This is a genomic window from Gordonia sihwensis NBRC 108236 (assembly GCF_000333035.1).
GTDB classification, from domain to species: domain Bacteria; phylum Actinomycetota; class Actinomycetes; order Mycobacteriales; family Mycobacteriaceae; genus Gordonia; species Gordonia sihwensis.
On the sequence record NZ_BANU01000010.1, the window covers coordinates 65,783 to 78,683 of the forward strand.

A 12,901-nucleotide genomic window follows, 5' to 3' on the forward strand; every position below is an offset into this window, starting at 1 on the left:
GGTCCTGCGGCGCAAGGGCGGTGGGGTCGCGCTGCAGGTCGCCGGTTTTCATCAGCGTGCGCAAAATTCTGTGCAGGTGACGCGGATGCGGGTGCCGAGTGCCGGGGTCGACGATCGGAGGTGAAGTGCGACAGTGGATACTCTTAGAGTCGACACGATTCCTCTGCGCTCATCAGCCCTGAGTGCGGGGTGGGAAACGTGCAGTGAAGGAGAAGCGTAGTGACGTACATCATCGCTGAGCCCTGCGTCGATGTCCTCGACCGGGCCTGTGTTGAAGAGTGCCCGGTGGATTGCATCTACGAGGGCGGGCGCATGCTCTACATCCAGCCCGACGAGTGCGTCGACTGCGGTGCGTGTGAGCCCGTCTGCCCGGTGGAGGCCATCTTCTACGAAGACGACGTGCCCGACGAATGGGAGCCGTACGTGAGCGCCAACGTCGACTTCTTCGAAGAACTCGGATCGCCCGGCGGTGCCAGCAAGGTCGGCAAGACCGCGTTCGACCCGGCATTCGTCAAGGCACTGCCGCCGATGGGCGAAGAGGGCTGATCGACCGGTGAGTGCCGCGCCCGGTTCCAGCAGCCTGCCGACCAGTCGTCTGCGGCCGGTGAGTTCCGGTCTGCCCGACTTCCCGTGGGACACCATCGCGGATGCGAAGGCCGCGGCCGCGGCGCACCCGGACGGGATCGTCGATCTGTCCGTCGGCACCCCCGTCGACCCGGTGGATCCGGTGATCCGGGACGCGCTCGCCGCGTCGTCCGAGTTTCCGGGGTATCCCGCGACGGTCGGCACACGTGAGCTCCGCGACGCGGCGGTCGGCGCACTCAGCCGCCGCTTCGGCATCACCGGCCTCGACGAGTCGTCGATCCTGCCGGTGATCGGCACCAAAGAGGTGATCGCGGGGTTCCCGGCCCAGATCGGCGTGCCCGCGGGCGACCTCGTGGTGATTCCGGAGGTCGCGTACCCGACGTACGAGGTGGGTGCGCTCCTGGCCGGTGCGCAGGTGCTGCGCGCGGACACCGTCGACGCGATCGGCGACCGCGAGCCCGCGCTGATCTACCTGAACAGTCCGTCGAATCCCACCGGTCGCGTGCAGAGTGCGGCGGAGCTCAAGGTCATCATCGACTGGGCGCGCGAGCGCGGCGCCGTCGTCGTGTCGGACGAGTGCTACCTCGGTCTCACCTGGGAGGGGTCGGCCCACTCCGTTCTCCACCCCGAGGTCTGCGGCGGCGACCATCGCGGCCTGATCGCCGTGCACTCGCTGTCGAAGGTGTCGAACCTGGCGTCGTATCGGGCCGGTTTCCTGGCGGGCGATCGCGAGTTGATCGCCGAACTCCTCTCGGTGCGCAAGCACGCAGGCATGATCGTCCCGTTCCCGATCCAGGGAGCGACGGTGGCCGCGCTGAACGACGACGTGCACGTCGACGCTCAGCGCGAGCGCTACCGTGTCCGTCGCGACAAGCTGCGAACCGCTCTGCTCGGCGCGGGCTTCTCCATCGACCACTCCGAGGCGGGCCTGTATCTGTGGGCGACGCGCGGCGAGGACTCCCGCACCTCCCAGCGCTGGCTCGCCGAGCGCGGCATCCTCGTGGCACCCGGCGACTTCTACGGTCCCGCCGGAGCCCAGCACGTCCGCATGGCGCTGACCGGCACCGACGAGCGCATCGACGCCGCCGTCGCCCGACTCTCCCGGAAGTGAATCCCCGATACGCCGACTTCTTGGCGATAATCGACGAAGGTCGGCGAATCGGGGATTTGTTTACGTCGACGCCGCTTTGAGTTGCTTCCGGTGGACGCCACGCTTGAGCAACTCGGCGATGAGCGGGCCCACCCGATCCCACTGATAGACGACCTGTTGGTACGTGAGCCGGATCGGGTCGTAGCCGAGTGCGCGCGACTGCAGGTCGCGGAGCCGGTCCTTCTCGAACTGGCGGGGATCGGCATGGTATTCGTAGCCGTCGACCTCGATGATCATCGACGTGCCGACGACGAGGTCGACACGTCCGACCTCGGGGACGGCCACCTGCGTTCGAATCCGCAGGTTCGGCGCTCGCAGTCGCAGTCGGACCAGCGTCTCCGTCCCAGATTCGGCACGCCCGTCCACCAAGGTCAGTGCGCGCTGCACCTGCTTCGGCGTCCCACTCAGCTCGGCCTCGAGCGCGGACGGAGTCAGCAGTCGACGATTGAGTATCGAATCGCAGACCACCACGAAATCTTCGGTGGACAGGCAGCGCGCGGCGTGCCGGAGCGCCGTGGGAAGTTCGTCGACGGCGCTCGTGACTCTCGGTGGTCGTCCGTGATGCCGGCACCAGGCCGGATGGTTCCGGACCGACGACGTCGATCCTCGGACGTGAAGCTTCGTCGTCGGCGGCACCCACACGCCGTAATGTCGCAGCGCCGTCGCGCAGGTCAGCACTCCGCCCGCCGACACGGCGCGAACCACCTCCGGATGAGCGGTCGGCTCGGCGAGCCACCCGTGCCGCAGCTGGCGCAACCCGCCCTCTGCGATCAGTTTGTCAAGCTCTGCGCGAGACATCGTCTCCAGCAGCTTCCCCCGTTTGAACACCCCCGAGTCCATTGGGGCATCGTGCTACACGCGGGTACTTCCCCGTATTCGAATCCCCGATACGGGTCGAACTCGACCCGAATCGGGAAATCGGCGTGATTCGGGGATTCGAATACGAGGAAGGCGGCCGGGGCTGGAGTCTCGCGCGTCAGTTGTGCGCGTGCAGCGCCTCGTTGAGGGCGATGCCGTCGCCTTCCTTGGCGGTCACCTCGACCGCGCCGGTGGTGCTGTTGCGGCGGAACAGCAGGTTCGACTGTCCGGCGAGCTCGCGGGCCTTGACGACCGATCCGTCCGGGCCGGTCACCTTGGTGCCTGCGGTGAGGTAGAGGCCGGCCTCGACCACGCAGTCGTCGCCGAGCGGGATCCCGCAGCCGGCATTGGCGCCGAGGAGACAGCGCTGCCCGATGGTGATGATCTCCTTGCCGCCGCCGGAGAGGGTGCCCATGGTGGACGCGCCGCCGCCGATGTCCGAGCCGTCGCCGATGACGACGCCGGCCGAGATGCGGCCCTCGACCATCGAGGTGCCGAGAGTTCCGGCGTTGAAGTTCACGAAGCCCTCGTGCATCACGGTGGTGCCCGGCGACAGGTGCGCGCCCAGGCGCACGCGGTCGGCGTCACCGATGCGGACGCCCTTCGGGGTCACGTAATCGACCATGCGGGGGAACTTGTCGATCGAGTACACGGTCACCTGGCCGCGGGCACGCAGCCGGGCGCGGGTGGTCTCGAATCCCTCGACCGCGCACGGGCCGAAGTTGGTCCAGACCACGTTGCTCAGCAGGCCGAACTGCCCGTCGAGGTTGGCGCCGTGCGGCTTGATCAGGCAGTGCGAGAGCAGATGCAGTCGCAGGTATACGTCGTGGGCGTCCGCGGGCGCGACCGCCAGGTCGGCGATGACTGTGCGGACCGCGATCGTCCGGACGCCGCGCGCCTCGTCCGTTCCGACCAGCGGACGCAGGTCGGCGGGGATCTCGTCGCCGGTCAACTCGGTGGATCCGGTGGTTCCGGGATCCTGGGTCAGTTCGGGGGAGGGGTACCACGTGTCGAGGACGACGGCCGATCCGTCGTTGTCCCACACGGTGGCGATTCCGATGGCAGCAGCACCTTGAGTAGTCACGGCGACGAGTCTATCGAGCGCGGCGTCGCCGCCATGCACGCGCAGTAGACGCGACGCCCGGCGACGCAACCCCCGTCCCGGACCGGGGTTCTGTCGCCGAAGGTCGCGTCTGCGGTGCTCGGGCGGCGCCCGGCCTACGATGGACCACCGTGAGCACTTCGAGGCTGGACCTGACCGCCGATCCCATCGAACTGACCGCCGCGTTGGTCGACGTCCCCAGTGTGAGCCGCGACGAATCGGAGATCGCCGACGCGGTGGAGGCCGCTCTCCGCGCGCAGACCGACGGCTTCGAGGTGGTCCGCCACGGCAACTGCGTCCTCGCGCGGTCGCATCGAGGCAAGCCGACGCGGGTGATCCTCGCCGGTCATCTCGACACCGTGCCGATCGTCGACAACGTCCCCTCGCGGCGGACCGTCACCGACGAGGAGGGCGAGGTGCTGCACGGCTGCGGGACGGTGGACATGAAATCGGGAGACGCGGTGTTCCTCCACCTGGCCGCGACCCTCGAGGACCCCGCGCACGATCTGACGCTGATCTTCTACGACTGCGAAGAGATCGCCGCGGAGTTCAACGGACTGGGGACCATCGAGCGCGAACTGCCTGACTGGCTCGAGGGCGACGCGGCGATTCTCGGCGAACCGACAGCGGGCCAGATCGAGGCGGGATGCCAGGGGACGCTCCGCGTCCGATTCACCGCAAGCGGAACGCGCGCACATTCTGCGCGAGTCTGGATGGGCGACAATGCGATTCACAAACTCGGCCGGATGCTGACGACCCTCGGGGCGTATGAACCGCGGCGCGTCGACATCGACGGCTGCGAATACCGGGAAGGACTGTCGGCAGTCGGGATTCACGGGGGCGTCGCGGGAAATGTGATTCCCGACGAGGCCTACGTCGATGTGAATTTCCGCTTCGCCCCCGACCGTTCACCGGAGCAGGCCTTCGACCACGTCCGGGAGGTCTTCGCCGCGGACCTCGCCGACGGGACGCTGACGGCGACGGTGACCGACTCGGCCGCGGGGGCGCTCCCGGGGCTGTCTCATCCGGCCGCCGCCAAGCTGGTGGAGGCCGCGGGCGGACGCTTCCGGGCGAAGTACGGGTGGACGGACGTGTCGCGGTTCGCGGCCCTGGGCATCCCCGCGGTGAACCTGGGTCCGGGTGACCCGAGCCTGGCGCACCGCGTGGACGAGCGCGTTCCGGTAGTGCAGATCACCGAGGTCGCTGAGATCCTGCGCACCTATCTCACCGCCGACTGATCTCACCGCCTACTGGGCGGAGCCGCCGGACCGCCGAACAGTGGTCCATCCGAACTGCGCCTCACCCGAACAGCAGCGCGGCCGGTTGCTAGTGTCGCGACATGACCGACCGACCCGCACCCGATGCGCAGGGCGCCGACGCGCCCGTTCCGACGTGGAGGTCCGACACTCCGGACCCGGCCGACGGGAGTCTCCGAAACGTCGGCGCCGCGCAGGTGCGCGTCGAAGAGGGCGTCGAGGTGGTCCCCTCCGACCGATTGCTGCTGGAATGGATCGATCCGCGCGACCCCCGCCGTGCCGAACAGCGGATGATCCGCGACTCCTGGCGGGTGCAGCGCATCCAATCGGAGTTCGTCGCAGGCTTCGACGCGCTCGAGAACGTGGCCGAGGCGGTCACCGTCTTCGGTTCGGCACGCGTCAAGGAGCGGACACCCGAATACGAGCTGGCGCGCGAGCTCGGCCGCCGGCTGGGGCACGAGGGCTTCGCGGTGATCACCGGAGGCGGTCCCGGCGCGATGGAGGCCACCAACCGCGGGGCGTACGAGGCGGGTGCGCAGTCGATCGGTCTCAACATCGAACTGCCCTTCGAGCAGCACACGAATCCGTGGCTGACGTTGACGATGAACTTCCGCTACTTCTTCGTCCGCAAGACGATGTTCGTCAAGTACGCCCAGGCCTTCGTCTGTCTGCCCGGCGGATTCGGCACGCTCGACGAGCTCTTCGAAGCCCTCACGCTGGTCCAGACCAAGAAGGTGCTGCGGTTCCCGATCGTCCTTATAGGCCGGGAGTTCTGGGGCCCACTGGTGGACTGGCTCCGCGGAACGCTCGAGGCGGGCGGCAAGATCTCGCCGGGTGACGTGGATCTGCTGCATGTGGTCGATACCGCGGCCGAGGCGGTCGAGATCGTCGTGCGGGCGGCGCGGTCATGAGCGCGATCTGCGTGTACTGCGCCTCCGGTCCGGTCGATTCCGCGTATCTGGCTCTCGCCGCCCGTACCGGTGAGGCCATCGCCGCCGCCGGGCACACCCTCGTCTCCGGCGGCGGCAACGTCTCGATGATGGGTGCGCTGGCACGCGGCGCGCGCGAGGCCGGCGGTCGCACCATCGGCATCATTCCGGAGCATCTGATGGCCAAGGAGGTGGCCGACCTCGACGCCGACGAGTTGATCGTCACCGACACCATGCGCGAGCGCAAACGCCTGATGGATGAGCTCTCGGACGGATTCATCACCCTGCCGGGCGGAATCGGCACGTTCGAGGAACTCTTCGAGACATGGACGGGAGCCTATCTGGGCGTGCACGACAAACCGATCGTGCTGCTGAACCACGAGGGCTTCTACGACCCGCTCATCGGCTGGCTCGACGATCTGGCGGCTCGCGGTTTCGTCGCCGACCAGGCACTCGGCAAACTGAAAGTATGTGCAACCGTGGGTGACAGTATCGCGTATCTGACCACCCGGTAGGGTTGCGGCGTTCACCTGAAGGGCGAGGAGTGAGGCAGTCGATGAGCACGAGCGTTCCGAACAAGGTCGGTATCACCGATATCGTGCGGGGAGTCGCGAGAATGGTGCCCGACCTGCCGTCGATGGCCACCCACGTGCCGGGCATGGTGGTCCGGCCGCCCACCGCCAAGCGGACCATCGGACAGATCTTCGCCAAGCGCGCCGCGGCTCACCCCGATCGGCCGTTCATCCGCTGGCAGGGCGAGTCGATGACCTACGGCGAAGTGAACCGCCAGGTCAATCGGTACGCCGCCGTGCTGAGCGAGCGAGGTGTCCGAACCGGCGACGTGGTCGGGATCCTAGCGAAGAACAGCCCGACCGACCTGATGGTGATCCTCGCGGCGCTCAAACTCGGCGCCGTCGCCGGAATGCTCAACTACAACCAGCACGGCGAGGTGATCGATCACAGCATGAAGCTGCTCGACTCCGCCGCTCTGATCTACGACCCCGAGTGCGCTGACGCCTTCGCCTCGATCAGCCCCGAGCGGCTGCCCGAGCACGTTCTGGACTTCGCGGCGCTCGACGCGGCGGCCGCCGACAAGCCGGACACCGACCCGGCCGTCACCCGAGACCTGCCGGCGTCCACCACCGCCTTCTACATCTTCACCTCGGGTACCACGGGGTTGCCCAAGGCCAGCGTGATGAGTCACAACCGCTGGCTGGCGAACTACGACGGCATCGGCGGTCTGGCCGTTCGCCTGCGCCCGTCGGACACCATGTACGTCTCGCTGCCGCTCTATCACAACAATGCGCTGTCGGTGTCGCTCGGCGCGGTGCTCGCCGCCGGCGCGTGCATCGCGATCAGCAAGCAGTTCTCGGCGTCGCGGTTCTGGGACGACGTGGTCACGAACCGGGCGACGGCGTTCTGCTACATCGGCGAACTGTGCCGCTACCTGCTCGCGCAGCCGAGCAAACCCACCGACCGCCGGCACTCGGTGCGGGTGATTGTCGGCAACGGCCTGCGGCCGGAGATCTGGGATGAGTTCACCGAGCGCTTCGGAATCGACCGCGTCGTCGAGTTCTACGGAGCCAGCGAGCTCAACCTCGCGTTCGTGAACGCCTTCGACGTCAAGCGGACCGCCGGATTCTGCCCGCTGCCGTTCCGGGTCGTCGAATACAACGACGACGGCACCGCCAAGCGTGACGCGGACGGGCGCCTGCGCAAGGTCCCGAAGGGGGAGCCGGGACTGTTGATCGCCGAGATCAGCGACCGAGTGCCCGTCGACGGCTACACCGATTCCGGCGACACCGAGAAGAAGATCATCCGCGACGCCTTCAAGAAGGGCGATGCCTACTTCAATTCCGGCGATCTGGTGCGTGAACTGGGGTTCGCGCACATCGCGTTCGTCGACCGCCTGGGCGACACCTTCCGGTGGAAGGGCGAGAACGTCGCGACCACCGAGGTGGAGGGTGCCGCCGACGGAGTCGACGCGGTGGCGCAGTCGGTCGCCTACGGCGTGGAGGTGCCCGGATGCGACGGCCGCGCCGGGATGGTGGCGGTCCAATTGCGCGACGGAGCCGAATTGGATCCGAAAGCCTTCGCCGACGAACTCTACGAGGCGCTGCCGGGGTACGCGGTGCCGTTGTTCGTCCGCTTCGTCCCCGAGATCGAGACCACCTCCACCTTCAAGAACCGCAAGGTGGAGTTGCGGAAAGAGGCGTACACCGACACCGGTGACGACGAGGTGTGGGTGCTCTGCGGCAAGGCCGACGGCTACGTTCCGTACTACGACGGTTACGCCGCCGACGTCGCGGCTGCGAAGGTCCCGCGCTGAGGCGCGAGCGTCGGGTCCGGCGCGCGAGGCGCGTGAGACGCACCGTAGGCTGACATCGTGAGCACTGCCCGTCCGGCCGCGACCCTCTGCGGCCGGCCCGTCGCCACCGACCGTGCGCTCGTGATGGCGATCGTCAACCGCACTCCCGACTCGTTCTACGACAGGGGCGCGACCTTCGCCGACGATGCCGCCAAAGCGCGGATCGACGAGGTCGTCGCGCAGGGCGCGGACGTGATCGACGTCGGGGGAGTGAAGGCCGGTCCCGGCGAAGAGGTCGACGCGGCCACCGAGGCCGAGCGCGTGGTGCCGATGATCGCGTGGATCCGCCGCACCCATCCCGACATCCTCATCAGCGTCGACACCTGGCGTGCCGAGGTGGCCGAACGGGCCTGTGAGGCCGGTGCCGACCTGATCAACGACACGTGGGCGGGCGTCGATCCGGCGCTGGCCGCGGTGGCCGCCCGGGCCGGTGCGGGACTGGTGTGTTCGCACACCGGCGGTGCGCGCGTGCGCACCCGACCGCACCGAGTGGCCTACCGGGACGTGGTGGCCGACGTCGTCGCCGAGGTCACCTCGGCGGCCGAGCGCGCCCGGCGGGCCGGGGTGCGAGAAGACGGCATCGTGATCGACCCCACGCACGATTTCGGCAAGAACACTCACCACGGTCTCGCGCTGCTGCGGAACCTGGACCGACTCATCGACACCGGATGGCCGGTGCTGATGGCGTTGAGCAACAAGGACTTCATCGGCGAGACGCTCGACGCCGAACTCGGCGATCGAGTGGCGGGAACCCTCGCCGCCACCGCACTCGCGGCGGCCCAGGGCGCGCGGATGTTCCGAGTCCACGAAGTGGCCGACACTCGCCGCGTGGTCGACATGGTGGCCTCGATCGCCGGCACTCGGCCACCGGCCCGGACGGTGCGAGGACTGGCGTGAACCCGGGACACGAGAGTGCGCCGTGGGTCGACCGCGGCGAGGGCGAGGCGCGCTGGTCGCACACGCACACCTGGGACCATCCGGAGTGGGACGTCGACGAGTTGGTGGCCGCGAAGAACGGCCGGACGGTCTCGGTGGTGCTGCCGGCGCTGAACGAGGAGGAGACGGTCGGCGGAGTCATCGCCTCCATCGCGCCCCTGCTGGACTCGCTGGTGGATGAACTGATAGTGCTCGACTCCGGCAGCACCGATCGGACGGCCGAACTCGCCGGTGCGGCGGGCGCGCGAGTGGTGAGCCGCGAGGAGGCGATCCCGGGCGTGCCCCCGGTAGCCGGCAAGGGCGAGGCGCTCTGGCGCTCGATCGCCGTCGCCACCGGCGACATCATCGCCTTCGTCGACTCAGATCTCATCGATCCGGACCCGATGTTCGTGCCCAAGATGATCGGGCCGCTTCTGGCCGACCCGGAGATCCACCTCGTCAAGGGCTATTACCGGCGTCCGCTGCGCACCGGTGACACCCAGGAACCGGGGGGCGGCGGCCGGGTCACCGAACTGCTGGCCCGACCGCTGCTGACCGCGCTCAAACCCGAGCTCGGGGAGGTGTGCCAGCCGCTCGGCGGCGAGTACGCCGGCACCCGGGAGCTTCTGGCCTCGGTTCCGTTCGCCCCGGGCTACGGCGTGGAGATCGGGTTGCTGATCGACACATACGACCGGTACGGGCTGGCGGGCATCGGCCAGGTGAATCTCGGGGTCCGCAGTCACCGCAACCGGCCGCTCCACGAGTTGTCGGTGATGAGTCGACAGATCGTGGCCACGCTCCTCGACCGCTGCGGCGTCGCCGACTCCGGAGTCGGTCTCACCCAGTTCGTCCCGGAGCCGGACGGCGGGTTCACCCCGCACACGACGCAGCTTCAACGCGGGGAGCGGCCACCGATCCGAGACCTCGATCTCTCGCTACCCTGAACATCGTGGTGACTATCGGGCTCTATGTGATGGGTGTGGCCGTACTGGTCGCGCTGATCTTCGCCGTGGTGTGGTTCGTCTTCGGCCGAGGCGAGGATCTGCCGCCGGTGGAGAAGGGGACGACGCTCACCCGCCTGCCCCGAGCGGGCATCACCGGCGACGACGTGCGTGCCGTGCTGTTCCAGCAGACCTTCCGCGGTTACAAGGTCTCCGAGGTCGACTGGGCGCTGGAGAAGCTGGCCCGCGAGATCGACGAGCTGCGAGCCGTCGTCCACGACCTCCAGGCCCGCGATGCGGTGGATTCGGCGGCGACCGACACCGGGCCGATACCGGTCGCCGATCCGCCGGACGGTCCGGCCCGCGGACGGTGACCGCACTGCCTCGCCGGACTGCCCGGAGTGCACAGGTGTGCGCCAAGTATCATGAGCGTGACATCGTGAAATCCACGTGAAGGGAGCACGACACATGGCGGCGATGAAGCCACGTATGGGGGACGGTCCGCTTGAGGCGGTCAAGGAAGGGCGTGGGATCGTCGTCCGGATCCCGATCGACGGAGGCGGCCGTCTCGTCGTCGAACTGAACGACGAAGAGGCTTCGGCGCTGGGCGAGGCGCTGCGCGAGGTCACCGCCTGATCGAGGCCCGAGGTCCGCGGTGGGAGACCGCGGCCGAACTCCTGGCCTGTCCGATCTGTTCGGACGGCCTGTTCCCGGCGGGCGCATCGTTGCGATGCGCCGCCGGGCATTCCTTCGACATCGCCCGGCAGGGCTATGTGTCTCTTCTGACCGGCAAGGGCAGTGCCCACCGCTCCGACACCGCCGACATGGTCGCGGCGCGCAGCCGGGTCTTCGAGGCGGGACTGTACGCGCCGATCGTCGCGGCCGTGGCCGAGCGCTGCGCGCACTCGCGAGTGATCGTCGACGCCGGCGGCGGACCGGGACAGTACCTCGAAGCGGGGCTGACCGCCGCCGGCGACCACGCCGTCGGCATCGGCGTCGATCTCTCGAAGTTCTGCGCGCGAAGCGCCGCGCGGCGTCATCCCGCCGCACTCTCGGTGGTGGCCGACCTGTGGGCCGGGCTGCCGCTGCGGGACGGCGTCGCCGACACGGTGCTCTCGGTGTTCGCGCCGCGCAACGCATCCGAGACCGCCCGTGTCCTCGGAAGCGGTGGTCGTTGGGTGGTCGTGACACCCGGCACGGGCCACCTGGCCGAGATCGTGCGGCCCATGCAGATGCTCTCGGTGGGTCAGGACAAGACTCGCCGGCTGGCCGAGGAATTCGGCGACCGCTTCGGTGAGGTCGTCGAGCAGCGGGTCCAGTCGCAGGTGCGCCTGAGCGAATCGGCCCTCACCGACATCGCGGCGATGGGCCCGGCGGCGTTCCACCGGACACCCGAACAACTCGCGGCCGCGGCCGCGGAACTGGCCTCGGGCGGTCCGGTGACCGCCACCCTGGACGTGACCGTCACCGTGGCCCGTCGCCGGTGATCCGGCCCGTGCGCGTCTGTGCCGAACAGCCGATCTGCGAGGCCGGGTGGTCGGGTGAGCGGCGGCCGGATATGTTTGATCGGTGAGATCACAACCGCATGTTCTCGGAATCGTCCTCGCCGGCGGTGAGGGAAAGCGGCTCTATCCGCTGACCGTGGACCGGGCCAAACCCGCCGTCCCGTTCGGCGGCTCCTACCGGCTGATCGACTTCGTGCTGTCGAATCTGGTCAACGGCGGGTACGAACGGATCTGCGTGCTGACGCAGTACAAGTCGCATTCCCTCGACCGGCACATCTCGCAGACCTGGTGGTCGTCGGGATTCCACGGAGAGTTCATCACACCGGTTCCGGCTCAGCAGCGGCTCGGACCCCGCTGGTACACCGGCAGCGCGGACGCGATCTACCAGTCGATGAACCTCATCTACGACGAGGAACCCGACTACATCGTCGTCTTCGGTGCCGACCACGTCTACCGCATGGATCCGGCGCAGATGGTCCAGTCGCACATCGAGACCGGCGCCTCGGTGACGGTCGCGGGCATCCGCGTTCCGCGCAGTGAGGCCCACGCCCTCGGCTGCATCGACGCCGACGGTGACGGCAAGATCACCGCGTTCGTGGAGAAGCCCGCCGATCCGCCGGGCACGGCGGACGACCCGGACGTCACCTTCGCCTCGATGGGCAACTACGTATTCACCGCCGAAGCGCTGGTGGAGATGCTGAAAACCGATGCCGCCGACGGAGATTCCGATCACGACATGGGCGGCGACATCATCCCCGCCTTCGTGGCGCGGGGCGAGGCGTACGTCTACGACTTCGACGACAACGTCGTGCCCGGCCAGACCGAGCGCGACCGCGGTTATTGGCGCGACGTCGGCACCCTCGACTCGTTCTACGACGCGCACATGGACCTGGTCTCGGAGAACCCGGTGTTCAACCTCTACAACAAGAGGTGGCCGATCCGGGGTGAGACGAGCCACCTGCCGCCCGCCAAGTTCGTCCGCGGCGGCACCGCCAACGATTCGGTGGTCGGCGCCGGGACCGTGATCGCCGGCGCGACCGTCCACGGCTCGGTTCTGTCGACCAACGTCTACGTCGGCGAGGGCGCGGTGGTCCAGGGCAGCGTCCTGATGCCGGGAGTCCGTATCGGCAAGAACGCCGTGGTGCGCAACGCCATTCTCGACAAGAACGTCAGGATCGTCGACGACGGTCAGCTCGGCGTCGACCTCGACCACGACCGGGAACGATTCGTCGTCTCGCCCGGCGGCGTGGTCACAGTCGGCAAGAACACCGTCGTCGACTAGGCCGCGGCGG

The 12,901-nt window shown here is 68.4% G+C and carries 14 protein-coding genes; 12 read left to right on the forward strand and 2 right to left on the reverse strand.

Going from position 1 to position 12,901, the window contains the following annotated elements:
- Window positions 1–219 precede the first annotated feature (219 nt).
- Both fdxA and dapC read left to right on the forward strand, forming a co-directional pair.
- Complete coding sequence (gene fdxA, locus GSI01S_RS07190) at window positions 220–546, forward strand: ferredoxin (protein WP_006895842.1); 327 nt, start codon at window positions 220–222, stop codon at window positions 544–546.
- A 7-nt stretch (window positions 547–553) separates the two neighbouring features.
- Window positions 554–1,696 carry a succinyldiaminopimelate transaminase gene (gene dapC, locus GSI01S_RS07195; protein WP_006895843.1) on the forward strand — a complete coding sequence of 381 codons (1,143 nt, stop codon included), beginning with the start codon at window positions 554–556 and terminating at the stop codon, window positions 1,694–1,696.
- A gap of 60 nt (window positions 1,697–1,756) precedes the next feature.
- Here dapC and GSI01S_RS07200 read toward each other — a convergent pair whose 3' ends face one another.
- Both GSI01S_RS07200 and dapD read right to left on the reverse strand, forming a co-directional pair.
- The gene (locus GSI01S_RS07200) at window positions 1,757–2,575 is read right to left on the reverse strand and encodes an endonuclease domain-containing protein (protein WP_039867159.1); all 819 of its coding nucleotides are present in this window, start codon (window positions 2,573–2,575) and stop codon (window positions 1,757–1,759) included.
- A gap of 136 nt (window positions 2,576–2,711) precedes the next feature.
- Window positions 2,712–3,677, reverse strand: coding sequence for a 2,3,4,5-tetrahydropyridine-2,6-dicarboxylate N-succinyltransferase (dapD, locus tag GSI01S_RS07205; RefSeq protein WP_045538229.1), 966 nt, complete (start codon window positions 3,675–3,677; stop codon window positions 2,712–2,714).
- Between the two features lie 149 nt (window positions 3,678–3,826).
- Between dapD and dapE the strand changes: the two genes are divergently transcribed.
- The 10 genes from dapE (at window position 3,827) to glgC (ending at window position 12,891) form a co-directional block, all read left to right on the forward strand.
- Window positions 3,827–4,933, forward strand: a complete 1,107-nt coding sequence (gene dapE, locus GSI01S_RS07210) for a succinyl-diaminopimelate desuccinylase (RefSeq protein ID WP_006895846.1) — start codon at window positions 3,827–3,829, stop codon at window positions 4,931–4,933.
- 101 nt (window positions 4,934–5,034) lie between these two features.
- Window positions 5,035–5,862, forward strand: coding sequence for an LOG family protein (locus tag GSI01S_RS07215; RefSeq protein ID WP_006895847.1), 828 nt, complete (start codon window positions 5,035–5,037; stop codon window positions 5,860–5,862).
- Complete coding sequence (locus GSI01S_RS07220; RefSeq protein WP_006895848.1) at window positions 5,859–6,395, forward strand: LOG family protein; 537 nt, start codon at window positions 5,859–5,861, stop codon at window positions 6,393–6,395. The genes GSI01S_RS07215 and GSI01S_RS07220 overlap by 4 nt, the downstream gene beginning before the upstream one ends.
- A gap of 41 nt (window positions 6,396–6,436) precedes the next feature.
- The gene (locus GSI01S_RS07225) at window positions 6,437–8,209 is read left to right on the forward strand and encodes a long-chain-acyl-CoA synthetase (RefSeq protein WP_006895849.1); all 1,773 of its coding nucleotides are present in this window, start codon (window positions 6,437–6,439) and stop codon (window positions 8,207–8,209) included.
- A gap of 123 nt (window positions 8,210–8,332) precedes the next feature.
- Entirely contained in the window at window positions 8,333–9,145 is an 813-nt protein-coding gene (folP, locus tag GSI01S_RS07230; protein ID WP_231650164.1) for a dihydropteroate synthase, read from the forward strand.
- Window positions 9,142–10,107, forward strand: coding sequence for a glucosyl-3-phosphoglycerate synthase (locus GSI01S_RS07235; protein ID WP_006895851.1), 966 nt, complete (start codon window positions 9,142–9,144; stop codon window positions 10,105–10,107). Before folP ends, GSI01S_RS07235 begins: the two co-directional genes overlap by 4 nt.
- Window positions 10,108–10,115: 8 nt before the next feature.
- A complete protein-coding gene (locus GSI01S_RS07240) occupies window positions 10,116–10,478 on the forward strand; it encodes a DivIVA domain-containing protein (RefSeq protein WP_244874919.1) in 363 nt (120 codons plus the stop codon).
- Window positions 10,479–10,572: 94 nt separating this feature from the next.
- Window positions 10,573–10,740, forward strand: a complete 168-nt coding sequence (locus GSI01S_RS19770) for a DUF3117 domain-containing protein (RefSeq protein WP_006895853.1) — start codon at window positions 10,573–10,575, stop codon at window positions 10,738–10,740.
- Between the two features lie 53 nt (window positions 10,741–10,793).
- Window positions 10,794–11,591, forward strand: a complete 798-nt coding sequence (locus GSI01S_RS07245; protein ID WP_369403325.1) for a putative RNA methyltransferase — start codon at window positions 10,794–10,796, stop codon at window positions 11,589–11,591.
- 82 nt (window positions 11,592–11,673) lie between these two features.
- On the forward strand, window positions 11,674–12,891 hold the full coding sequence (glgC, locus tag GSI01S_RS07250) for a glucose-1-phosphate adenylyltransferase (protein WP_006895855.1): 1,218 nt from the start codon (window positions 11,674–11,676) through the stop codon (window positions 12,889–12,891).
- Window positions 12,892–12,901: the final 10 nt, after the last annotated feature.

Excerpts from the sequence above, each read along its gene's own strand:
- GSI01S_RS19770 (WP_006895853.1), top strand. The coding sequence starts at position 10,573 with ATGGCGGCGATGAAGCCACGTATGGGGGACGGTCCGCTTGAGGCGGTC.
- GSI01S_RS07200 (WP_039867159.1), bottom strand. The coding sequence starts at position 2,575 with ATGGACTCGGGGGTGTTCAAACGGGGGAAGCTGCTGGAGACGATGTCT.
- folP (WP_231650164.1), top strand. The coding sequence starts at position 8,333 with ATGGCGATCGTCAACCGCACTCCCGACTCGTTCTACGACAGGGGCGCG.
- GSI01S_RS07220 (WP_006895848.1), top strand. The coding sequence starts at position 5,859 with ATGAGCGCGATCTGCGTGTACTGCGCCTCCGGTCCGGTCGATTCCGCG.
- GSI01S_RS07225 (WP_006895849.1), top strand. The coding sequence starts at position 6,437 with ATGAGCACGAGCGTTCCGAACAAGGTCGGTATCACCGATATCGTGCGG.
- GSI01S_RS07215 (WP_006895847.1), top strand. The coding sequence starts at position 5,035 with ATGACCGACCGACCCGCACCCGATGCGCAGGGCGCCGACGCGCCCGTT.